We start from the raw sequence: 22665 nt of genomic DNA on the forward strand, positions 1-22665 counted from the left end.
TCCTAGGGATCCTCAGGGTTCAAAGCGGTACCCCATGCCGCTTTCGGTGATGAAGTACCGGGGTTGGGTGGGATCCGGTTCGAGTTTCTTCCGCAGCTGGTTCAGGTAGACCCCAGATACTGCAGTTCCTTCGCGTAGGCGGGACCCCACACCTCCAGCAGCAGTTGCCCCTGCGTGATCAGCCGGCCCGGGTGGGCCACCAGTTGGTCGATGATCTTCCACTCGGTGGGTGTCAGCCGTACCTCCGTGGTGCCGCGGAACGCTTGCCGCGCACCGGTGTCGAGCCTGAAATCGGCGGTCTGCACCACTGTCGCGGCGGGTGCCGTCGCCCGACGGCTGGCTGCTCGGAGTCTCGCCAGGAGTTCATCCAGGCCGAACGGCTTGGTCACATAGTCGTCGGCGCCGGCGTCGAGGGCGTCGACGACGTCGTCGGAGCCGTGGCGGGCGGACAACACGATGATCGGGGTTTGGGTCCACTTCCGCAGTGCAGTGATCACGTCCATGCCGTCCATATCCGGCAGGCCCAGGTCGAGCACCACGATCTCCGGGCGGTGCTCGGCTGCCACGGCGAGCGCCGTCGTCCCGTCGACAGCGGTGATCGGCCGGTAGCCGTGGGCGCGGAGGTTGATCTGCAGGGCGCGGAGGAGCAGCGGCTCGTCGTCGACAATCAGGACCGATGTCATGGTGAACCGTGACCCACCATCGGGTGCGGGGTTACCGTGCTGCCTGGCTCGCCGTCGCGCAACCCTGTTGCCAACGGCAGCCGGATGCGCAGGGTCAGCCCGCCGCCCGGCGTCGCCTCTGCAATGAGCTGTCCGCCCATCACCTCGGTGAACCCCTTTGCGACGGCGAGGCCGAGGCCCACTCCTGCACCGGCGGGGGCGTCGCTGGCGCGCTGGAATGGCTGGAAGATGGTGTCGGCGTCGTCCGCTGTGACTCCCCGCCCGTGGTCGACCACCCGCAACTCACCGGCTGGCACGCCGTCGTCGACGTGACCGACAATCCCCTCAACCGACCCGCTGATGACAATGTCCTCGCCGCCCGCGTACTTGTCGGCGTTCTCGACCAGGTTGGCGATGACGCGTTCCAGCATTCCGGGGTCGGCGACGACCGGCGGCAGGTTCCCGGGGATCTCGACCCGGACCCGCTGCGGCGGGAGTCCGATCAGGGCGCCTGGAAGCACATCGGCCCAGTGCACGGCGCGGAGGTGCGGTGTCACGGCGTCGCCCGTCAACCGGGACATGTCCAGAAGGTTGTTGATCAGGGCGTCCAGCCGGTCAGCGTAGTCCTCGATGGTTTCGAGGAGTTCCTTCTGTTCATCGACGGGTAGTTGGACCGCCTCGTGGCGCAGGCTGCTGACGGCGAGCTTGATGCCCGCCAGGGGCGTCCGCAGGTCATGCGAGACGGCCCGCAGGATCGCCGTCCGCATGACGTTGCCCTCGGTCAGGCGCCGGTTGGCCTGGGAGCTGACAACCAGTTCCTGGCGCTGCCGCATCGCGGTGAGCTGGGAGCCGAAAGCGGTGAGGAGGCTCCGCTCCCTCGTGTTCAGGGCCCTCCCGTAGAGGGCGAGGACCAGCTCGTCCGGGAGGTTTTCGGTGGTGTCAGCTGCGAACAGGTCGTCGATTGGGGCGCCCAGCGAAACATCACCCGGCGTCGGGTGGTCGGGCGAGGCATTATCGGGGGCGACGTCACTGGCAAGCAGTACCGGTGGGGGTCCGCCCCGGGCGTCCCGGGTGAACAGACCTACTGCGTCGACCTGGAAGTGGGTGCGCACGTGGGCGAGGAAACCCTGGAGGGTGTCCTCGGCCGCCAGCACGCCGCGGGCCAGTTCCCCAAGCGTCGCCGCTTCAGCGCTCGCCGCCGCGGCCTCCCGGGAGCGGCGGGCAGCCAGGCCCACCACCAGTGACACCGCCACTGCCACGGCGATGAAGATGACCAGCGTCAGAAGATTCTGCGGGTCCGTGATCTCCAGCGAACCGACTGGGTCGGTCGAGTAGTAGTTAAGGACCAGGGTGCTGAATACGGCGGCCAGCAGCGCGGGCCACATCCCACCCACCAGCGCGACGGCGATCACACCCGCCAGCTGCACCAGCACGTCCACGGCGAGGAAGTCGCTGCCCACTGTGACCATTCCCCATTCGAGGAGGGGCGGGAGCAGCAACGCAAGGGCGAATCCGGTGCCCACCCGGGCGAGGCCCAGGTTGCTCATGAAGGTAGAGGCCATGCCAGCATTCTGTCAGTGTAGGCGGTGGTTGGGGGTCAGCTGTCAGGCGGAGAATCCGCCGTCGGCCTTGACCAATTGGCCATTGACCCAGCGGCCGTCCTGGGACAGCAGGAACGCGACGACCCCGCCGATATCTGCCGGAGTGCCCAGCCGTCCGGTGGGCTGCCGATCGATCGCGGCCCGGCGGATCTCGTCGGTCATCCAGCCGGTGTCGACCGGTCCCGGGTTCAGCGCATTGGAGCTGATACCGCGCTCGCCGAGTTCCCGTGCCGCGGCGATCACGATCCGGTCCAGTGCCCCTTTGGAGGCGCCGTAGGGCAGGTTGCCCGCCGTGTGGTCACTGGTGAGGGCAACGATCGCTCCCCCGCCGTCGTTGCACTGCAGTGCAAACGCGTTGATGAGTTGCCAGGAGGCGCGGACGTTGACCGCAAAATGCCTGTCGAAGCTTTTCAGCGACGTGGTCAGCAGCCCGGAGTCGACGCTTTCGGTGTGGGAGAGCACGAGCCCGCTGAGCGTGCCGAGTTCGGTCCGGGCGGCAGCGACCAGTTCCCCGGGCGTCTTGGAATCCTCGAGGTCCCCAGGCAGCGCGATCACCCGTGACCCGAGTGCCTCCAGTTCCGGTATCAGCTCCTGCACCTCGGACGCGGGGTTGGCGGTGCCGTTGACCCGCTGGTCGTAGGGGTGCCAGTAACTCAGGGCCAGATCCCAGCCGTCGACGGCGAGGCGGCGGGCAATCCCGGCGCCCAACCCCACCGTTCGTCCAACCCCGGTGATGAGTGCGGATTTCCTTGCCATTGCCTGTTGTCCTTCCCCTACCCGATCGGTTTTCAGTCTAGGCGGCTCACTCGCCCTGCCAGGGAAGCTGACCCCTCGCAGGGCGAAGAAGGTAGGTTGGAGATCACATCATTCCCTGTCGAAAGGTCACCACCCATGACTGTCACAGCAATCATCAACGCCCACGTTGTCCCCATCGAGGGCACGCCCTTCGACGGGTCGGTGCTCCTGGAGGACGGAAAGATCGCGGCGCTCGGCGCCGACGTCACCATCCCAGAGGGCGCCGAGATCCACGACGCCGGGGGCCAGTGGTTGCTGCCAGGTCTGATCGACGCCCACGTGCACCTCGGCACCCATGAAGAAGGCGAAGGCTGGGCCGGGGACGACACCAATGAAATGACTGATCCCGTCACCGCCGGCGTCCGCGCAATCGACGCCGTGAACCCCTACGATCCCGGGTTCGACGACGCTCTGGCTGGCGGTATCACTGCCGTGAACGTCAACCCCGGATCGGGCAACCCCATCGGCGGCCTCGCCGTCGCTATCCACACCCACGGTCGTTACATCGAGGAGATGGTGCTTCGCTCCCCCAGCGGCCTGAAGTCAGCGCTCGGGGAGAACCCCAAGCGGGTCTACGGCGACAAGAAGCAGACCCCTTCCACCCGGTTGGGCACCGCAATGATCATCCGCAAGGCCTTCATGGATGCGCAGAACTACATGGGCAAGACCGATGAAAACGCCCGCGACCCCAAGCTGGAGGCCCTCGCCATGGTGCTGCGCCGGGAAATCCCCTGGCGCCAGCACGCGCACCGCGCCGACGATATCGCCACCGCGATCCGGCTCGCCGACGAGTTCGGCTACGAGCTGGTCCTGGACCACGGCACCGAGGCCCACCTGCTGGCCGACGTCCTGGCCGAACGCGGGATCCCCGTGCTGATCGGGCCGCTGTTCACCACCAAATCCAAGGTGGAACTGCGGGGGCGCTCAATCGCCAACCCGGGCAAGCTGGCGGCGGCCGGCGTCGAGATCTCCATCATCACCGACCACCCGGTCATCCCGATCAACTTCCTGATCCACCAGGCGACGTTCGCCATCAAGGAGGGTCTGGACCGCGAAACGGCCCTGCGCTCGATCACGATCAACCCGGCGAAGGTGCTGGGGCTGGCCGACCGGATGGGCTCGCTCGAGGTAGGCAAGGACGCCGACGTCGTCCTCTGGAGCGGAGACCCGCTGGACGTCATGCAGCGGGCCCTGACCGTATGGATTGGCGGACGCGCCGTGTACACGTACGACGACGAGACGCGGGCCGGCGTCGTCGTCCCCCGCGGCTAGCATGGCCCGTCCCCCGCGGGTTGCCCGGCCGCCACTGCCGTGGACCCTGAAACTGGCCGTGATTGTGTGGCTGGTGGTGGCGGTCCTGTTCCTGGTGGCGGCCGGCTCGTTCCTGGGGTCTGCCCAACTGCAGGACCAGGACCGCGCCGGTCTGGTGGGGCTCGGCGTCGTGCTCGGAGTGCTGGCGCTGCTGCAGTTCTTCCTGGTGTTCCGGCTGCGACGGGGTAGGCGCAGTGCGCGGGAGTTGCTCACCACCATCGGGATCATCGTCGGGCTGCCGGTCCTGCTGCGCGGCACCCCGGGGCTCTCGGTGGTGGCCGTCGTGATGCTGCTGGCGATCGTGCCCCTGTGGCTGCCGCCCAGCGCCGAATGGTTCGCGACGGTGGACCCGAAGCCGGAGAACAAGTGGGTCCGGCTCGTCCGGCGGACCCTGAGTCCTTTCAGGCGTTAGCTTTCTTAACGACAAACGCGCCCGCAGTATGAATACTGCCGGCGCGTTTTCCGTTGAGGGCTTGTTGTCTGTCTGAGACTCCTAGAGGGTGCTGAAGGCCTGTTCCAGATCGGCGATGAGGTCCTGCACATCCTCGATGCCGACGGAGAGCCGGATCAGGTTCTCGGGAACCGCAAGGTCCGTGCCAGCCACCGAGGCGTGGGTCATGGCCGACGGGTAGTTCATCAGCGACTCGATGCCGCCGAGTGATTCGGCGAGGGTGAACACGTGGGTGGACTCGGCGACCTTCCGCGCCGCCGCCTCCCCGCCCGTGAACGACACGGAGATCATGCCGCCGAAGTCCTTCATCTGGGCTGCGGCGAGATCGTGGCCGGGGTGCCCGGGCAGGCCAGGGTAGAAGACCTGCTCCACCTCGGGACGGCCCTGCAACCACTCGGCGATCGCCCGGGCGTTGGAGCTGTGCCGGTCCATCCGCACGCCGAGGGTCTTGAGCCCGCGCGTGGTCAGCCAGGCTTCCATCGGTGCCGAGACGGCGCCGACGGCGAACTGGATGAAGCCCACCTTCTCCGCGATCTCCTCATTGCTGGTGATCACTGCACCGCCGCTGGCATCGGAGTGTCCGCCGATGTACTTGGTGGTGGAGTGGACCACGACGTCGGCCCCGAACGAGAGCGGCTGCTGCAGGTACGGCGTCGCGAAGGTGTTGTCGACCACGAGGACGGCACCGGCGTCGTGGGCGATGGTGGCGATCGCGGCGATGTCCGAGATCTTCATCATCGGGTTCGACGGCGTCTCGACCCACACCATGGCGGTGTTGTCGCCGACGGCGGCCCTGACGGCGTCGAGGTCCGACATGTCGACGGCAGCATTGCTGATGCCCCACGGTGAGAGCACCCGGTCGATCAAGCGGTAGGTGCCGCCGTAGACGTCGTTGCCCATGACGATCCGGTCGCCCGGCGCCAGCAGCGCACGGATCAGGGAATCCTCGGCAGCGAGACCGGACGAGAAGCTGAACCCGTGGGTTGCCCCTTCGAGCGCGGCGAGCTGAGTCTGCAGTGAGTCACGGGTCGGGTTGGTGCCGCGGCCGTACTCGTAGCCGTTGCGCAGCTGCCCAATCCCGTCCTGGGCAAACGTGGTGGTCTGGTACAGCGGGGGAATGACGGAGCCCGTGGTGGGATCCGGCGTCTGGCCGGCGTGGATGGCCCGGGTGTTGAAGCCCTGGTTCTCGTGGTGCGTCATGGTTCTCCTTAGAAGGGAAGTCAGATACTCATATACGTCAGCAAGTCGTGGCGCGTCAGAATTCCCACCGGTGACCCAACGAACGTCACCATCAGCGTGTCGCTGTCCACCAGACGCTCCCGCGCCGTGGCCACTGACTCCAGCGAACCGATCAGTTGGAGCTTGTCGTTCATGTGCAGGGAGATCTTGTCGGTGAGCTTCGCTTCGCCGTGGAAGAGCTTGTCGGTGAGCAGGCGTTCGTCGACGGAGCCCAGCACCTCACCCATTTTGACCGGGGGTTCCTGTGACAGGACCGGGATGTTGGAAACGCCGTACTCGTTCATGATGTGAATGACGTCGCGGACCGTCTCGGTGGGGTGCGTGTGCACCAGGTCCGGCATGTTGCCGTTCTTGGTGCGCAGGATCTCGCCGACCGTCGCCTCGTCCCCGCTCTCCATGAAGCCGTACGACTTCATCCAGTCGTCGCTGAAGATCTTGCCGAGGTAGCCACGGCCGCCGTCGGGCAGGACGACGACGACGACGTCGTCCGCCGTCAGGTCCTTCGCCACCCGAAGGGCCGCCACCACAGCCATGCCGCACGAGCCGCCGACCAGGAGGCCCTCCTCGCGGGCGAGGCGGCGGGTCATGGCGAAGCTTTCGGCGTCGGTGACGGCCAGGATGTCGTCGGCGACCGTCTTGTCATAGGCGTCGGGCCACATGTCCTCGCCCACGCCCTCCACGAAGTAGGGGCGTCCGGTGCCGCCGGAATAGATGGAGCCCTCCGGATCGGCGCCGATCACGCGGACCGGCCCGCTGGCGCGGTCAGCCGAGACGTCCTTCAGATAGCGGCCGGTGCCGCTGATGGTGCCGCCGGTGCCAACGCCCGTCACGAGGTGGGTGATCAAACCGTCAGTGTCGTTCCAGATTTCGGGACCGGTGGTCTCGTAGTGGCTGAGCGGACCGTTGGGGTTGGAGAATTGGTCGGGCTTGAACGCGCCGGGGATCTCGCGGCTGAGCCGATCGGAGACGCCGTAGTAGGACTGCGGGCTATCGGGCGCCACGGCGGTCGGAGTGACCACCACCTCGGCTCCGTAGGCGGCCAGCACGTTGCGCTTGTCCTCGCCCACCTTGTCCGGCACCACGAAGACACACCGGTAGCCGCGCTGCTGGGCAACCAACGCCAGCCCGACGCCGGTGTTCCCCGAGGTCGGCTCGACGATGGTGCCGCCGGGCAGGAGCTTACCCTCGGCTTCGGCTGCGTCGATGATCTTGACGGCAATACGGTCCTTGATCGAGCCGCCGGGGTTCAGGTATTCCACCTTCGCCAGGACGGTCGCGGCAATTCCCTCGGTCACGCTGTTCAGTTTGACCAGCGGGGTGTTGCCGATCAGGTCCACTACGGAGTTCGCATACTTCATACCTACAAAGTTACCGCGAAGTCCTCTTGTTCCCGGACTCCGCCGAGTCGCCGGGTACCTCGATGGGCCTCGACCACCGGCCGGAAAGGCTGCCTGGAAGCGCCCTTACCTGCTGCCCCAGCCTGCTGCCGGGCAAGCTGTGCTGATGGTGGTCCCTACCCACACCGGACTGGCCGAGCTGTGGGAACTCACACATTGCTGAATGTGACGGTGGGGACCGTCCAGGTGGTTCCCTGCGAACCCGCCACCGTTTTCGTGAGCAACCTAGACATCCGATAGCGACATCTTCCTCACCGTTGTCCATCTTGCTGCGCGCTGTCCAGGTTGCTCACCGGATTGATGTCGGCCTGCCGTGACACCATTGAGGTATGACCGTTTCAGCTGCCAAGAGTGACGATCCTGGGTTGGGCGCAGAGCCCAGCGCTGGTCCGGCAGCCGCACCCGAACGGGGTGCCGGGTCCGGCGCGCACTCGCTGGTGTGGGAACCCGGGGGTCCGTACAGCCTTGTCCGTACCGTGGGGTCGCTGCAGTGCGGTGCGCATGATCCGGCATTCATCCACCACCTGGGTGGCATCTGGCTGGCTTTCCGGAACGACGATGGCGCCGCAACCGTCCGGCTGGAGCAGCGCGGAGCGTTGAACGATGCCCGTGTCCACGCGACGGCTTGGGGCCCCGGGGCATCCGCCGCGATCGAGTCGGTGCCCATCCTGCTTGGCGCCGACGACGACTGGAGCCACTTCGACACCCCGGGGTTCCAGGCATCCCTGCCAGAGCTCGCCCGGAAGGGCAGGTACCTGTCTCCCGGTTTGCGGCTTCCGTCCACGGGCCGAATGCTGGACGCCGTCGCGCGCGTCATCCTGGAACAGAAGGTGACGGGGATCGAGGCGAAGCGTGCGTGGCGCTGGCTACTGGTGCGGCACGGCGACGAAGCGCCCCGGCCGCAGGGGGCACCGGCTGGCCTGCGGTTGCCGCCCACCGCTGCTCAGTGGCGTCGGGTCCCGTCCTGGGATTGGCACCGGGCGGGTGTGGATGCCCACCGGTCGGAGACCATTCTGAAGGCGGCGTCGCTGGCCTCGGGGCTGGAGCGCCTGGCGGCCATCCAGTCAGCCAGCCAGGTCACTGCCGCGCTGTGTTCGGTGTCGGGGATCGGCCCGTGGACGGCTGCTGAAGTCTTGCAGCGAACGCACGGCTGCCCCGATTCGATCTCGGTGGGTGACTATCATCTGGCGGCCTACGTGGGCGCCGCCCTGACTGGCCGCCGGACCGACGACGCCGGGATGCTTGAGCTGCTGGCGCCCTGGAGCGGGAATCGGCAGCGGGTGGTGCGAATGCTGTATTCGAGCGGGTTCCGTAAACCCACCTATGGTCCACGGCTTGCGCCCGAGGATCATCGCCAGCGGTAGGCTGAATGTCATGAGTGAACCACTTGACGTGACTGCTGTATTTCTCCCCAATCCAGGTGAGGTGTTCCGGGTGAAACTGGCCCTGGACATCGCCATCGAACAGGTGGTCAACGAGCCGGGGTGCATCCGCTACGAAATTACCGACGTAACTGAGGACCGGATCCTCCTGACGGAACGCTGGGAGTCAGAGGAATTGCTGGAAAAGCATTCGCGCGGCTCAGCGGTGCAGGATCTCAACGAGTCGCTCAGCGGCCTGCTGTCCGAGCCGGTGCAGATTACCAAGAGCAACTAACTAGATACTGACTGCACACGAAACCCCCGGTCCTTGAAGGACCGGGGGTTTCGTTGGGTCTAGCTGGTGCCTGAGCCGAAGACTAGTTGGTCTTCTGCTCGCCCTGCACCGGGGCGTCCGCTGCTGGAGCGTCGGTTGGCGCACCCGCCTGAGCGGCAGCCTGCTGCTGGGCTACCTGCTCGTGGACCTCTTTCATGTCGAGGCCCTTGACTGCATCAACCAGTTCGCCGAACTGGGTGGCGTTCATCGCACCGGGCTGGGAAAACACCAGCACCTTTTCGCGGAAGGCCATCAGGGTGGGGATCGAGGTGATCCCGGCTGCTGCGGCGAGAGACTGCTCGGCCTCGGTGTCCACCTTCGCGAAGGTGATGTCGTCGTGCTTCTGAGAAACGGCGTCGTACACGGGAGCAAACTGCTTGCACGGGCCACACCATTCAGCCCAGAAGTCGACGAACACAATATCGTTCGTTTCGATGGTCTCGGGGAAAGTTGCCTCGGTTACTTCAATAGTTGCCATACCTTTAACGCTAACGAGTTTGCCCGCAGATGTCTCCCCGTGTTCGCTCTCAATGAAGAGGGGCGGAAGTTATGTCATCGGCGGAGGGCGTTCCGGCCTGCCCCTATCGGGTGAACAATGGGTCCTGCAGGGCAGCTGCCTGGGCACGCCAGAAGGTTCTGGAGACGGGTTTGTTGGAGAACAAGGCATCGAAGCCGTGGAACGCCCCGTCAACAATTTCCAGCTCGGTAGGCGGCGTCGAGGACTACGGGCGCCTTGTGCTCCGGCGAGAGGCGATATTCGACTGATGCCACGGTGATTCCCAGGGTGCGGGCAATCCTGGCTGTTGCTACCGATGACCATTTCGCCGACATACAGCCAGAGGACCGCCGGCGCGTTACCCCGCAGCGTCTTTGGGCGGATTAGTCGCAGTCCCACGTCGGGCGCACCGGCGGGGCCGGGAATCATGAGGTCATCAACGAGCAGATCCGGGTCGCGGGATCCGCAACCTGTCGCCTAGGAAGTAAAAGGGCAAAAAAGTAGCCCGTCTGGATCTTGGCGAAGATCCTGACGGGCTACTTTCCCGGTATACCGGCGATGTGGCAGATACTGGATTCGAACCAGTGAAGGCGATGCCAGCTGATTTACAGTCAGCCCCCTTTGGCCGCTCGGGTAATCTGCCAAACGTCCTCGAATATGAGGTTCACCCACGGTAACCGCGGGCAAGACAACTTTACAGAAAATCGGGGCAAGAATCGAATCGCCTCCGGAGGGGCGGTCCCGGGCCTAAAGTCCGGCGTGCACGCGGCGTTCAATCTGCGCATAGAAGGCATCCGCCTGCGCGGTCGTCACCGAGCCGAAGGCGACGGCGTCGTCCAACTCGGATCGCACTCCCGCCAACCGCTCGGCACCGGCCGACGCCTCGTAGGAGACCTCGACCGACGACGACGCCCCGGCCGCCACCGCTGGCGTTGGCGACAGGCCGGTAATCGACACCGCCGATGATGCAACGAGGAAAGTTCCGGCCACCACATGCCGGACTCGAACCTGGTACCGGACACGCGGTTTGTCAGTCATGGCCCTCTCCTGATGGGTTGATCGCTGGACCCAAGACTTTCACCGGCATTTGTGAGTGGACACCGCACTCCCTGTAGATCGGCTGTGAGTCTTAGCCTCAAGCCGATCCATGGAGAACCGATTAGGCTGGGAGCAGTTCCTTCTCACTACCCCTTAGGAGACATTGTGGCGAGCGAATCCACTTTCGATGTTGTTAGCAAAGTAGACAAGCAGGAGGTTGCCAACGCGTTGCACCAGGCGCAAAAGGAAATCGTCCAGCGCTACGACTTCAAGGGCATTGGCGCTGAGGTGGACTTTAGCGGGGAGATGATTCTCATGAAGGCCAACTCGGAGGAGCGCGTCCTGGCGGTCCTCGACGTTCTGCAGTCCAAGATGATCAAGCGTGGCATCTCCCTGAAGTCCTTGGATACCGGCGAGCCCTATGCTTCGGGCAAGGAGTTCCGCCTGGAAACGACTATCAAAGAGGGCATTGCCCAGGACGTTGCGAAGAAGATCAACAAGCTGATCCGCGACGAGGCGCCCAAGGGCGTGAAGTCCACCATCCAGGGCGACGAACTGCGTGTCAGCTCAAAGTCCCGCGACGATTTGCAGGCCACCATGGCACTGCTGAAGAACTTCGACGAGGCCGATCTGCAGTTCGTGAACATGCGTTAGAGCCTCATCCGAGGTCAGGTGGCGTTCCCCTACGGGAGCGCCACCTTTTTTGTACCGCCTGCTTCCCCATCGACATTTGCGGCAGTAAATTTGGTGAATCCTTTGACATTGTTAGCTGTGTCACTCAAACTTTGAAAACAAAAGTTGTCTGTCAGGCTACAAGACGAGTTCGCCGTCGTCGACCTTTCGAAGAAGGACCACACCCTATGACCGATCACACTGGTCTGACCCGGCACGAGGTTGAGACGGCTGCTTCGCGCGTCGTCACGGCGTTCTCCCAGACGGATACCGAAGCATACTTCGCGGCTTTCAGCGAGGACGCGACCTTCATCTTTCATACCGAGGCCGAGCGTCTCCCAAGCCGCAAGGACTACGAAGAGTTGTGGGATTCGTGGCTTGCGGAGGGCTGGCGGGTGACCGACTGCGTGAGCAGCAACCCGTCCATCCAGCTCCTCGGGGAAAGCGCCGTGTTCAGCCACGATGTCATGACCACCATCAACACCGGTGAGACGACCCTTGAGCGCGAGACCATCATTTTCCACCGGAACGCCACCGGCGCAGTGCAAGCTATTCACGAACATCTCTCACCACTCCCACCAGTTGACCCCTCCGACTCCCCCGAAATCAGGTAGCGCCATGAAGACCTCCAAACGTACCGGCCCCTCGTCCGGGTCAGCCTTCTCCCGGCTATCCGACCACCTCGAGAAAAACTCCGAGGGCTTCGGCCCGATCCGTGGGACGCTCGGCGCCGGGCGGATGGGCATGATCTGGCTTGCCGCCAACCTGGTGGTCACCACACTGCTCACCGGAACACTCTTCGTTCCCGGCGTGAGCTGGCCCCTCGCCGTCGGACTCATCATCCTCGGCACCCTGATTGGCGGCGCGGTTCTGGTGCTCGTCGGCAACATGGGCACCCGCACCGGCCTTCCAACCATGTCCCTGACCAAGGGGTCGTTCGGGCTCCGCGGCTCGTTCCTTCCGGTCGCCGCCAACGTGGTGATCCTGATGGGCTGGAGCTGGGTGCAGGCGATGCTGGCGGGCGTCACCGTGAATTTCCTCGTGGAGCAGGCGACCGGGTTCTCCAACCCCATCCTGTTCTCAGTGCTATGCCAACTGCTGGTCGTCTGCCTGGCGATCTTCGGTCACGCAGGCATCGCCCGGGTTGAGCCCTGGCTCGCGCTGGTGATTCTCGCGTTCATGGCGTACATCTTCGTCAGCGCGTTCACTGCCTTTGCGCCGTCTGAGTTCATTGATCTGCCCGCCGATCCTGAGCTTGGCTGGTCAGGAGTGGTAGTGCTCGACGTCGTCATCGCCACCGCGATTTCCTGGACAGTCCTGTCGGCGGAGTTCAACCGCCTGGCGAAGTCCCAGGCAGCGGGCATGATCGGCTCGGGCATCGGCTACACCCTGTCCACCGTGCTCGCGATGGTGCTCGGCGCCACCACCGTGGCGTACCTGGTGCTCGACGGCGGCGAAGCTGTGGCGTTTGATCCCACCGCCATCGTTGCCGCCTTCGGAACACCGCTAGCGGTCGTCATTTTCCTGTCGGTCATGGCGACCAACACCATGGTGGTGTACGGGATGGTCTCGTCGGTGGTGAACATGGTTCCGTCCAGCAAGGTCAAGTTCCTGCCGACGGCGCTGGTCCTCGGCGCGATTTCCATCATTGGCTCCACCTGGTTGGCGCTGCTGGATCAGTTCACCTCCTTCCTGGTTCTCATCGGATCACTGTTCATTCCGGTGTTCGCGGTCATGCTGGTGGACTACTACATCGTCCGGAAACGCCATTACAACAAGGACATCCTTCGCGGATCCGGTGGTGACTACTGGTACTTCAAGGGCGTCAACCTGGCAGCTGTTGCCGTATGGGTAATCGGCGCCACAGCGTCACTGATCCTGACGTACTCGGTGCCGAGCCCTATCGGGGCAACCATCCCCACCTTCATCATTTCCGCTGGCCTATACCTGGGGTGGGCGATTGTGGCTCGGCGGATCGTTTCCGGGACCCCCACCCACGCGCACCTCAGCGATAGCACTCCCGAGGCCGACAATCTCAGCCATGCGGGTCGTTGATCTCTCGCATCCCATTGTTTCCGGGATGCAAGTCTTTCCTGGTGACCCGGAGGTGACGATCACGGTTGCAGCCGAGATCGCCGCCAACGGGTTCCAGGTGGCCGAGGTGCACGCGGGCACCCACACCGGAACCCATCTGGACGCTCCGCTGCACACGGTGGAGGGGGGCGCATCGGTGGACCAGATCGACCTCGAGCGACTGGTTGGACCCGCCCGGATCGTCCGGCTTCCCGCCGTCGGGCCGGGTCACGTCTACGGCTGGCACGACGTCGAGGCACAGCTGGCAGATGTTGGATCAGTCGCGATGGTGTTGTTTCAGACGGGCTGGTCGAAACATTTCGGTACCGAGCTCTATCTGCGCCATCCAGCGTTCGACGGCGATATTGCCCGGCGCCTGCTAGATCGAGGAGTTTCGGTGGTCGGCGTGGATACCCTCAACCCGGACCCCACCGACTTGTCAGGGGCCGAGGTCGATCTGCCGTTCCACCGTGAGCTGCTGGGCGCGGATGGCGTGATCATCGAGAACCTGACCAATCTTGACTCAGTCGATTGGGCCGATCCGTGGGTCTCGGTGCTGCCCTTGCCTTTCCTCGGGATGGACGGGTCACCCGTTCGCGCTGTCGCTATCCAACAGACCGCCCCCGCCGGAGAGTGAAATCTGGCGGGTCCAGCGCGTCCAGACCCGCCAGATTTCGCCGCGCGGCGGGGTATACGATCGCCTAGCGGCAGGGTCAAACCCTAGGTCGATGCGACACTCGCGGTTAGGCCACAGGGGCCTGAATGTCCACAATATGAGCTCTATTTATAGCCTCCAAAAATAGTTGAAAAAATTTGTTGAGCACCCCTGATTTCCCCCTTATTTCGTCAGTGCCGGATGATGGAATTGAGGTATGGAAAGCAGCGAAGCTTCTTCTACCGGACCGGGATCATCCCCCGATTCTGGCGCGGATTCCGCTTCCGATAGCGGGACTGCGGATACTTCCACGGATATTCCCACAGAGACGGCTGGGGAGACGTCCGCGGATACGTCCACGGGGGCTTCCTCAGGGTCTTCTGCGGGCGCTTCCACGGGGTCTTCCGCGGGGTCTTCCGCGGGGTATGGGCCGGCTGGTCCGTTGGGTGTCGAGTCGGCGTGGACGGCCCCGGTAGTTGAGCAGCCCGAGCCCCCGAACGACACGGACCCGGCTGACGCAGTTTCTCCGGAGTCCGACCCATCAGAACCAGAATCGACGGAGTCAGATTCGGCTGGGTCGGATTCAACTGAACCTGATTCGGGGTGGTTGTTCTCTGAATCGTGGGGTTCCTTTCACCTGGGAGACGACCCGGATGAACGGGTCCGCTCCAGTAGTGCACCTCCCGCACTGACTGGGCAGCTTCAACTGGCGGCGGTGGGTGGTTTGGACGCCTGTCAGGCGTTGGACACGTTGAAAGACATCGACGAAGCACGGTCCTGGCTCGACGCCCAGGAAGCCAAAGTTGTTACCCGGGTCCTTGACCTGCAAACCGAACAGACCCGCCACGACCCCCGGGGTTGGGGTTACGAAACAACGCTCACCGCCGCTGAGATCAGTGCGGCGTTGCATTTGCCGGAGCGGACGGCCGGGTTCCTGGTCGAACACAGCACCCTGCTCACCCGGTACTACCCGGCCACCCTGGAAGCGTTGGAGGCCGGGAAACTCAGCCGGCGGCACGCCTGGGCCGTCGTGGAGGAAGCGACCAGCATCCCCGACATCGACCCGGCGGTCACCGCAGCCTTCGAGGCTCGGCTTATCGGGATGGCGTCCCTGACCACTGTGGTGAAGTTCCGCCAGCAGGCGAACCGGCTCAGGGAAAAACTCCACCCAGAATCCTTTGCCAGCCGGCACCGTAAAGCGGTGAAGGAACGCGGGGTGTACTTGACCCCTGCCTACGACGGGATGGCCTGGCTCGAAGCCTATCTCCCGGTCGATCAGGCTGCCGGGATCTTCCACCGCGTCGACACCGCCGCCCGCGCATTACAAGGCCCCGACGAACCCCGCACCCTCACCCAGTTACGCGCCGACGTCCTCGCCGATGTCCTCACCAGCGCCGGCGCCACCGGACACATGAGCGTAAGCCCCGATGGCCCCGCCACCGGAGAACCCGCCGACGAGGCCGCGAGCGGAGCCGCAACCGGCGACGGCGCCAGCGAACCGGATGGTCAAGATAGCCCGGATACACCGGATGGAACAGGTGTGCCGGATGGCACGGGTGAGCAGGTGGGCCGTGGCGATGCAACTGCCTACTGGGGTGTTCAGGCGAAGGTCTTCGTTACTGTCCCCGTGATGACCCTCCTCGGCGGGGATACCCCGGGTGAGTTGGAAGGGTACGGGCCGATTGACCCCGACACCGCCCGCCGGTTGGCCGGGCACGCACCATCATTCACGAGGATCCTCACCCACCCGTTGACCGGTGCCAGACTCGGTGCCGACGCCACCACCTATCGGGTCCCCCAGGACCTCAAGGATGCGGTCCGGGTCAGAGACCGGACGTGCAGGCATCCGGGGTGTAACCGGTTGGCGGTGTTCTGCGAACTCGACCACACAAAACCCTGGTCACAAGGCGGGAAAACCAGCTACGGCAACCTGGCAGCACTGTGTAAACGCCACCACAAACTCAAATCCGAAGGCTACTGGCACTACCAACAACCCGAACCCGGAATGATCATCGCCATCTCACCCATGGGCGAAACCTACCTCACCCGACCAGACCCACCACCGGCACCACGGGACGACCCGCCACCCTTCTAACCACGCACGGAGCGCGCCAAAAGCGAGGCTTGCTTGAAGATCAATGGTCGAGCTGGCCTGCCACCTCCACGCTGAACAACCATCAAGCCCAAGCCCAAGCCCAAGGCGCTCAAGCCCAAGACGCTTATACCCAAGACACTTATGGTCAAGAAAGCTGCGATCGATGCCACCCGCCAAAGCGCCAAGACTGGCGGGTCGGGCCCTCGCTGACCAGCCAGAAGTCACCGCGCAGCGGAGTGTCTCAGGCACCCCGGCGCGACACTTCAACGCATCAGATGACCTCCCGGCACGCCGATCTAAAACTAGACAGCATACTTCCTAAAACCGCGAAAAAGCGCGTCCGCAGAGTGTGATGCCTATCACTTTATTAGCGAATGGCGCTCGTCTTTGGCATAGTCGACGGCTGCACCCAGCAAATTCCAAGCAAAATATGAGAGGACCTCGTCATGCCCGACCAGACATTCCAAATCATCGCAATGGTGATCTATATGAGCGCCATGCTCGGAATCGGATGGTATGCCTTCAAGAGAACCTCGGACCTCGACGACTACATGCTCGCCGGCCGTGGACTCAAGCCGGGCGTGGCAGCCCTTAGCGCCGGAGCCTCCGACATGTCGGGATGGCTTCTCCTCGGACTGCCCGGAGCCATCTACGTCTCCGGTCTGATCGAGGTCTGGATAGCGATCGGCCTCACCATCGGAGCCTGGCTCAACTGGAAATTCGTTGCTCCACGGTTGCGCAGCTACACCGAGGTGTCGAACAATTCGATTACTGTGCCGAGCTTCCTCGAGAACCGGCTGAAAGACAAGAGCCGCATCCTGCGGATCGTTTCCGGAATCATCATCCTGGTGTTCTTCACCTTCTACGTTTCCTCCGGCATGGTGGCCGGCGGCCTCTTCTTCGAAAGCTCGTTTAACTCCAACTACACCGTCGGCATGATCATCGTTGCCACCATCACCATCGCCTACACCCTCTTCGGCGGCTTCATGGGCGCTACCTTCACCGATGTGGCCCAGGGCTTGCTCATGCTGGTCGCGCTGATCATGGTGCCGATCATCGGCCTGATACAGGTGGGCGGGTTCGACGGCCTCACCACATCCATCCGCGAGGTCGATCCGTCGTTCCTGAACATCGTCGCCGGCGGCTCCACGGTAGCCATCATCTCGGCTGCCTCCTGGGGCCTCGGCTACTTCGGCCAGCCGCACATCATCGTCCGCTTCATGGCCATGCGCACCCCGCAGGATGCCGTTGCCGGACGACGGATCGGTGTGGGCTGGATGGTCATCACTGTCATCGGCGCCATCTCGACAGCACTGGTCGGTATTGCCTACTTCCAGCAAAACCCGGACCTGTCCCTGACCGACCCCGAAGCCGTGTTCCTGGACCTGTCGCAAGCCTTCTTCCACCCCTTCGTCGCCGGCATCATCCTTGCGGCGGTCCTCGCAGCGGTCATGAGCACCATCTCCTCGCAGCTGGTGGTCTGCTCCTCAGCCCTCGTTGAGGATCTCTACAACATGGTCTCCAAGCGCACCCTGACCAACAAGCAGGGTGTCATCCTTGGCCGCCTGGGCGTTCTGGTGGTCGCGATCGTCGCCATCATTCTTGCCTCGGGACGCAGCGAATCGATCCTCTCGCTGGTCGCGTTCGCCTGGGCTGGCTTCGGCGCCGCCTTCGGACCCACCGTCCTTCTGGCTCTTTACTGGAAGAAGCTCACCATGCCTGGCGCCCTCGCCGGAATGGTTTCGGGCGCTGTCGTCGTCTTCACCTGGGGCAACTCGCCCCTGGCCGACACGATGTACGAGATTGTCCCCGGTTTCTTCCTCAACCTGATCGTCGCCATCGTCGTCAGCAAACTCACCTGGAAGTCCAACTCCGAGATCGAAGCCGAGTTCGATCTTGCCGTCAAGGGCACCCGCTCCTTCAAGCGAATCGCTGCTGAAAAGGCCGCCGACGACAGAATCACCACCGCCTAGGTCAGCACCAGAACACCACCACGTACGACGACGGCGGCGCCTCCCAGCCAGGGTGGCGCCGCCGTCGTCAGTGGCCTACAAAGTCAGTGGCCTACCAAGTCGTTTGCATGCTGAGGGACCGGGTTCTTAGCGGAGAGGCTGACCAGCCATCCGCTCCAGCCGCTGGATCCGATCACCCATGGGTGGGTGGCTCGCGAACATTTTCTGCACCCCGCCACCCTTGAACGGGTTGGCGATCATCAGGTGCGACGTATTGACGAGCTGCTGGCTCTGCGGCAACGGAGCCTGCTGGGTTCCCCGTTCAAGCTTGCGCAGCGCGGAGGCCAGCGCCAGGGGGTCGCCGGTCAGCTTGGCGCCATCCTCGTCGGCGTCGTACTCGCGGGTCCGGCCGATGGCCGAGCGCACCAGTACCGCAGCGAAGGGCGCGAGAACGGCCAGCAGGATTGCCGCGATCGGGTTGCCGCCCGAATTGCGGTTGCCGCCCATCATCCCGGTGAAGGCGAACATCTGCGCCACCGACGTGATCACACCCGCTACTGCAGCCGCCATGGAGCTGAGAAGGATGTCCCGATTGTAGACATGCATCAGTTCGTGTCCCAGCACCCCGCGCAATTCCCGCTCATTGAGCAGGGACAGGATGCCCTGGGTGCAGCATACGGCTGAATTCTCCGGGTTACGGCCGGTCGCAAACGCGTTCGGCGCCATCGTGGGTGACACGTACAGGCGCGGCATCGGCTTGTTGGCTTTGGTACTGAGCTCCCGCACAATCCGGTACATGGCCGGCGCCTGCTGCTCGGTCACCGGGACCGCCTTCATCGCGCGGATCGCCAGCTTGTCGCTGTTCCAGTAGCTGTAGGCGACCGATCCGACGCCGATCAGGGCGAAGATCCAGATGAATGACGAGCTGCCAGTGGCCCCGGCAATAACCGCACCGAAAACCAAGAAGATGCCCATGAGGGCACCGAACAACATCACTGTCTTGGGTCCGTTGAAATGATTGTGCACTGAAACTGACAACTCCTTGGGTAACGGTCAATCACCGAGTACAACGCGCCACGTTGCACCGCTGTTCCACACACTCAGCCGGTTCTGCCCTTGACTACGGTTCAGGGTTACGTGAATCGTACTGCGCGAACCGGGGCTGACGCTTCATCAGAATAATCACCAACAGAATGCAAAGGAGCCCGCCGAACACCGCCGTCCAGCCCTCCCCCAGCCACTCCGCGTTGCCGCCAGCCACCATGTCACCCAGCCGCGGACCGCCCGCCACCACCACGATGAACACGCCCTGCAGACGGCCACGCATTGCGTCAGGGGTGGCGGACTGCAGGATCGTGCTGCGGAACACCCCGCTGACCGAGTCGGAGATGCCGGCGAACACCAGGCAGATAGCCGCCGGGATGATCCAGGGGGACAGTTCATCGGACGCGGCGGCCTGAGAGGAACCGGCCATTACCACCACCAGGCCAAACGCACTCACTGAAGCACCCCACCCGATCACAGCCCACATCACCGCCAGACCCTGCCGATGGATGTGCCCCAGCGGGCCCGAGAACAATCCGGCAAGCACCGCTCCGACAGCGACCGACGCCAGCAGTATCCCGACCGTCAGCTCACCGCCACCGATCAGCACCGCGCCGATGGCCGGGAGCAGCGCCCTCGGCTGCGCCATCACCATTGCCGCGAGGTCAATCAGGAAGGTCATCCGGATGTTGGGCCGGGTACCCAGATACCTGAACCCTTCCAGCACCGTCGCCAGTCCCGCCCGCCGCACCTTGCCCTCGGGAGGCAACGGCGGCAGCTTGAACAGCGCCCACAGGGCAGCCGTGAAGGTCACAACATCAACGGTGTAGGTCCAGCCATAGCCCACCTGGGCCACGAGCAGCCCGGCAAACAGCGGGCCCACGGTCATCGCCAGCCCGAAGGTGATCATGCTCAGCGCGTTGGCGGCGGGAAGAAGCTCGGGGCGGACCAGCCGGGGGATGATGGCCGTCCGGGTGGGCTGGTTGATGCCTGCTGCACCGGAGTGGACCGCGACCAGCGCATACAACAGCCAGACATTCTCGATCCCGGCCCACGCCTGTGCAGCGATCGCCATGGTGCTGCCCCACAGGAACACCCCGGAGACCAGGGCTACCTTCCGCCGGTCGTGCGCGTCAGCGATCGCGCCTCCGTAGAGTCCCGCCACCACCAGCGGCACCAGCGCGAACAACCCGAGCAGCCCGACACTGAGGCTGGACTCGGTCAGGCTGTAGACCTGCAGGCTCACCGCGACCAAGGTCAGCTGGGTGCCGACTGCCGACAGCGCCATCCCGAAGAACAGTCTCCTGAACGCGGGACTCTCTTTGAGCGGCGTGATATCAGCTAGAAGTTTGGGCACTCATGAAGTGTAGCGGCGAAGTGGTTTCCTCCAGCAACCACCGATCCCCAGGGTGAGCGGCACTCCGGGAATCACCGTTCAGGCAGTGTGGGGCCCATAGTCGGCGATCGCCCGATCCACGGCCTCGAGCAACCGCCGGTCACCGATGACCCGAAAGTGACCCATTGTTTCCAGCTCAACGTTCTCCGCGCCGGGAAGCTGGCTGCCTTCAGGGATATGGGGGTCGAACCGGCTGTAGACGGAGGTGATCCGTGCGTTGGATCCGATGTTGGCGAGTTGCGTCCGCAGGAACGTGTTCCGAGGCGAGAAGGCCCTGATGCTCGGCAGCACAAAGAAGTTGGCGTAGATCGAACCGGAGAACGGCGTATTCACGGCGATCAGTTGACGTACCCGGTCGCCGCCGTCGGGCTGGGTCATGACGTATTTGCCAATCAAACCACCCTTGCTATGGGCCACCAGGACGACGTCGGTGAGATTGTGCCTGCCGAGGTACTCGGCCACGAGCGCAGCCATGGACTGGACGGTGCCCCGGTTGTAGCCGAGTTGCTGGACCACGTGCACAGGGTGGCCAGCGGCTGACAGATGCGCCGCGACCGGCCGCATGAACTGCCAGGTCTCGTAGATTCCCGGGATGAGCAGCACCGGCGGGCCCGGCTGCTCCGATGGCCCAATCTCCGGGGTCAGGTACTGAGAGGGATCCTCACGGAAAAGGAAGCCATGCACCTGCCAGAAACCCACGTAGACATAGTCCAGGACCCAGGACCATCCGCGCCTAGCGAGCAGCATGTGAGGTTTCACCACTAAAGAATCGGGCGGTGGCCTCGGGCGACCGATACATCATGACGTGTGGCTCGCCGGGGACTTCTCCGGTGGTCACGTCGTTCCCCGCCTCAGCGAGGCGGTGCATCCAGTCGGCAGGAACAATAGGGTCACGGCTGCCGCGAACCAGCGTGACCGGGCAGGTGATCGTGGGCAGAGCGTCCTCCAACCGGTGGCGGAGCATCGACGGGAGGGTTTTGAGATACCACCTCATCCCGGCACGGAAATAGTCGGAAACAACAATGTAGTTGGCCGCCGGGGACTCACGCAGCGTGTCCTGCGCGAGCCGCATCATCTGCGTCGCCACCGTCCGTTCCCGGTCGTTGATGGTCGGGGCCAGCAGGACCAGGCTTGACACCAGATCGGGGGCCGCGCGCACCGCCTCGGCAGCAACTTGGGACCCCATTGAGTGTCCGACGACGACGGCGTCCCGCACCCCCAGGACCCGCATCACCTCAGCAGCAATGCCCCCGAATTCCTTCACGGTGAGTCGGCGACGCGGCGCCGGTAGCGCGGCGAATCCCGGGAGTTCAATGGCGTAGACGGTGCAGGTCCTGGCCAGGTGGGCGGCCAAGGGCTCGAAGTAGCGGGCTGAGACCCCTATTCCGTGAATCAGGATCACCTCGCGGCTGCCCGCCCCGACCGTTCGCACAGCACAGGACACCTCACCTACGACGACGGTTTGGGAGTGCTCCCACATGGTCCGGCCCACTGCAACCTCTTTCATCTATTTCCTCAACGGTACCCAACCCCGACCTACCCGACAGCCACGGGCGCGCCTATTATGAGTTTGTCAGAATAGATGATTGACTGAGGTCATGACCGACATCGCGACACCACCGAGCGCAGCTGTTGCGCAATGGGCAACAGCCCTGCGCGCTCACGGCCGCCGGGTGACGCGTCAACGCCTGGCGGTTCTGGCAGCGGTCGAACTCTCTCCCCATTCCACCACCGAGGATATCGCCGCGAGCGTCCGCGTCGACCTGCCGGAGATCACCGTGCAGTCCGTGTATGTGGTGGTTGCCGATCTTACGGCCCTGGGATTGCTGCGCCGGATCGAAACACCCCACTCCCCCGCCCGGTATGAGACCCGCGTCGATGACAACCACCATCACGCGGTGTGCACCGGCTGCGGTCGTATCGAGGACGTCGATTGCGCCGTCGGTCACGCGCCTTGCCTGACCCCGCAGTGGCCAGCAGGCAGCAGCCCGATGACCATCCAGATTGCGGATGTCGTCTATCAGGGCCTTTGCGCTGACTGCCGCTAAGCCCCCCTCAACCACCCCCATTCCTAACCACAGCAACCAAAGGAG

The 22665-nt window shown here is 64.1% G+C and carries 22 protein-coding genes, 1 tRNA gene and 1 pseudogene; 11 read left to right on the forward strand and 13 right to left on the reverse strand.

Annotated features, from left to right (window positions below):
• Positions 1 to 12: 12 nt before the first annotated feature.
• From IWX64_RS00965 to IWX64_RS00975, 3 genes and pseudogenes are all read right to left on the reverse strand, one after another.
• Positions 13 to 683 (reverse strand): annotated as a pseudogene (locus IWX64_RS00965) (response regulator).
• Complete coding sequence (locus IWX64_RS00970; RefSeq protein WP_196865286.1) at positions 680 to 2224, reverse strand: sensor histidine kinase; 1545 nt, start codon at positions 2222 to 2224, stop codon at positions 680 to 682. Before IWX64_RS00970 ends, IWX64_RS00965 begins: the two are co-directional and overlap by 4 nt.
• Before the next feature lie 42 nt (positions 2225 to 2266).
• Positions 2267 to 3019 carry an SDR family oxidoreductase gene (locus IWX64_RS00975; RefSeq protein ID WP_196865287.1) on the reverse strand — a complete coding sequence of 251 codons (753 nt, stop codon included), beginning with the start codon at positions 3017 to 3019 and terminating at the stop codon, positions 2267 to 2269.
• Positions 3020 to 3154: 135 nt separating this feature from the next.
• On the opposite strand from IWX64_RS00975, the gene IWX64_RS00980 reads away from it, so the two are divergent.
• Positions 3155 to 4330 (forward strand): amidohydrolase, encoded by a 1176-nt coding sequence (locus IWX64_RS00980; RefSeq protein ID WP_196865288.1) that lies wholly within the window; start codon positions 3155 to 3157, stop codon positions 4328 to 4330.
• A gap of 1 nt (position 4331) precedes the next feature.
• Positions 4332 to 4781, forward strand: coding sequence for a hypothetical protein (locus IWX64_RS00985; RefSeq protein WP_196865289.1), 450 nt, complete (start codon positions 4332 to 4334; stop codon positions 4779 to 4781).
• Between the two features lie 81 nt (positions 4782 to 4862).
• Here IWX64_RS00985 and IWX64_RS00990 read toward each other — a convergent pair whose 3' ends face one another.
• The gene (locus IWX64_RS00990) at positions 4863 to 6020 is read right to left on the reverse strand and encodes a cystathionine gamma-synthase (RefSeq protein ID WP_196865290.1); all 1158 of its coding nucleotides are present in this window, start codon (positions 6018 to 6020) and stop codon (positions 4863 to 4865) included.
• Positions 6021 to 6040: 20 nt separating this feature from the next.
• Positions 6041 to 7417 (reverse strand): cystathionine beta-synthase, encoded by a 1377-nt coding sequence (locus IWX64_RS00995; RefSeq protein WP_196865291.1) that lies wholly within the window; start codon positions 7415 to 7417, stop codon positions 6041 to 6043.
• Between the two features lie 368 nt (positions 7418 to 7785).
• Here IWX64_RS00995 and IWX64_RS01000 point away from each other — a divergent pair, with 368 nt between their 5' ends.
• Entirely contained in the window at positions 7786 to 8820 is a 1035-nt protein-coding gene (locus IWX64_RS01000; RefSeq protein ID WP_334683043.1) for a DNA-3-methyladenine glycosylase family protein, read from the forward strand.
• Between the two features lie 10 nt (positions 8821 to 8830).
• A complete protein-coding gene (locus IWX64_RS01005) occupies positions 8831 to 9112 on the forward strand; it encodes a putative quinol monooxygenase (protein ID WP_196865292.1) in 282 nt (93 codons plus the stop codon).
• 82 nt (positions 9113 to 9194) lie between these two features.
• Here the strand turns inward: IWX64_RS01005 and trxA are convergent, their stop codons facing one another.
• From trxA to IWX64_RS01025, 4 genes are all read right to left on the reverse strand, one after another.
• Entirely contained in the window at positions 9195 to 9629 is a 435-nt protein-coding gene (trxA, locus tag IWX64_RS01010) for a thioredoxin (protein WP_196865293.1), read from the reverse strand.
• 209 nt (positions 9630 to 9838) lie between these two features.
• A complete protein-coding gene (locus IWX64_RS17220; RefSeq protein WP_196865294.1) occupies positions 9839 to 9982 on the reverse strand; it encodes an alpha/beta hydrolase fold domain-containing protein in 144 nt (47 codons plus the stop codon).
• Between the two features lie 226 nt (positions 9983 to 10208).
• Positions 10209 to 10290: transfer RNA gene (locus IWX64_RS01020), tRNA-Tyr, on the reverse strand.
• A 104-nt stretch (positions 10291 to 10394) separates the two neighbouring features.
• Complete coding sequence (locus tag IWX64_RS01025; RefSeq protein ID WP_196865295.1) at positions 10395 to 10685, reverse strand: hypothetical protein; 291 nt, start codon at positions 10683 to 10685, stop codon at positions 10395 to 10397.
• Positions 10686 to 10850: 165 nt separating this feature from the next.
• Here IWX64_RS01025 and IWX64_RS01030 point away from each other — a divergent pair, with 165 nt between their 5' ends.
• The 6 genes from IWX64_RS01030 to putP all read left to right on the forward strand — a co-directional run bounded on the left by IWX64_RS01030 (position 10851) and on the right by putP (position 18153).
• Positions 10851 to 11339, forward strand: coding sequence for a YajQ family cyclic di-GMP-binding protein (locus tag IWX64_RS01030; protein WP_019484312.1), 489 nt, complete (start codon positions 10851 to 10853; stop codon positions 11337 to 11339).
• A 206-nt stretch (positions 11340 to 11545) separates the two neighbouring features.
• Positions 11546 to 11971: a YybH family protein gene (locus tag IWX64_RS01035; RefSeq protein ID WP_196865296.1), complete on the forward strand. Its 426-nt coding sequence runs from the start codon at positions 11546 to 11548 to the stop codon at positions 11969 to 11971.
• 4 nt (positions 11972 to 11975) lie between these two features.
• On the forward strand, positions 11976 to 13412 hold the full coding sequence (locus IWX64_RS01040; protein ID WP_196865297.1) for a purine-cytosine permease family protein: 1437 nt from the start codon (positions 11976 to 11978) through the stop codon (positions 13410 to 13412).
• A complete protein-coding gene (locus IWX64_RS01045) occupies positions 13399 to 14067 on the forward strand; it encodes a cyclase family protein (RefSeq protein WP_196865298.1) in 669 nt (222 codons plus the stop codon). The genes IWX64_RS01040 and IWX64_RS01045 overlap by 14 nt, the downstream gene beginning before the upstream one ends.
• A gap of 760 nt (positions 14068 to 14827) precedes the next feature.
• The gene (locus IWX64_RS01050; RefSeq protein ID WP_334683046.1) at positions 14828 to 16180 is read left to right on the forward strand and encodes an HNH endonuclease signature motif containing protein; all 1353 of its coding nucleotides are present in this window, start codon (positions 14828 to 14830) and stop codon (positions 16178 to 16180) included.
• Positions 16181 to 16626: 446 nt separating this feature from the next.
• Positions 16627 to 18153 carry a sodium/proline symporter PutP gene (gene putP, locus IWX64_RS01055; RefSeq protein ID WP_196865299.1) on the forward strand — a complete coding sequence of 509 codons (1527 nt, stop codon included), beginning with the start codon at positions 16627 to 16629 and terminating at the stop codon, positions 18151 to 18153.
• A 126-nt stretch (positions 18154 to 18279) separates the two neighbouring features.
• On the opposite strand, the gene htpX is transcribed toward putP, so the two are convergent.
• The 4 genes from htpX to IWX64_RS01075 all read right to left on the reverse strand — a co-directional run bounded on the left by htpX (position 18280) and on the right by IWX64_RS01075 (position 22079).
• Complete coding sequence (htpX, locus tag IWX64_RS01060) at positions 18280 to 19158, reverse strand: zinc metalloprotease HtpX (RefSeq protein ID WP_196865300.1); 879 nt, start codon at positions 19156 to 19158, stop codon at positions 18280 to 18282.
• A 94-nt stretch (positions 19159 to 19252) separates the two neighbouring features.
• On the reverse strand, positions 19253 to 20533 hold the full coding sequence (locus IWX64_RS01065) for an MFS transporter (protein WP_196865301.1): 1281 nt from the start codon (positions 20531 to 20533) through the stop codon (positions 19253 to 19255).
• A 78-nt stretch (positions 20534 to 20611) separates the two neighbouring features.
• The gene (locus IWX64_RS01070; RefSeq protein WP_196865302.1) at positions 20612 to 21319 is read right to left on the reverse strand and encodes an esterase/lipase family protein; all 708 of its coding nucleotides are present in this window, start codon (positions 21317 to 21319) and stop codon (positions 20612 to 20614) included.
• Positions 21306 to 22079 carry an alpha/beta fold hydrolase gene (locus IWX64_RS01075; protein ID WP_196865303.1) on the reverse strand — a complete coding sequence of 258 codons (774 nt, stop codon included), beginning with the start codon at positions 22077 to 22079 and terminating at the stop codon, positions 21306 to 21308. Before IWX64_RS01075 ends, IWX64_RS01070 begins: the two co-directional genes overlap by 14 nt.
• 91 nt (positions 22080 to 22170) lie before the next feature.
• Here IWX64_RS01075 and IWX64_RS01080 point away from each other — a divergent pair, with 91 nt between their 5' ends.
• Complete coding sequence (locus tag IWX64_RS01080; protein WP_196865304.1) at positions 22171 to 22620, forward strand: Fur family transcriptional regulator; 450 nt, start codon at positions 22171 to 22173, stop codon at positions 22618 to 22620.
• Positions 22621 to 22665: the final 45 nt, after the last annotated feature.

The sequence above is a fragment of the Arthrobacter sp. CAN_A212 genome, assembly GCF_015752345.1.
GTDB lineage: Bacteria > Actinomycetota > Actinomycetes > Actinomycetales > Micrococcaceae > Arthrobacter_D.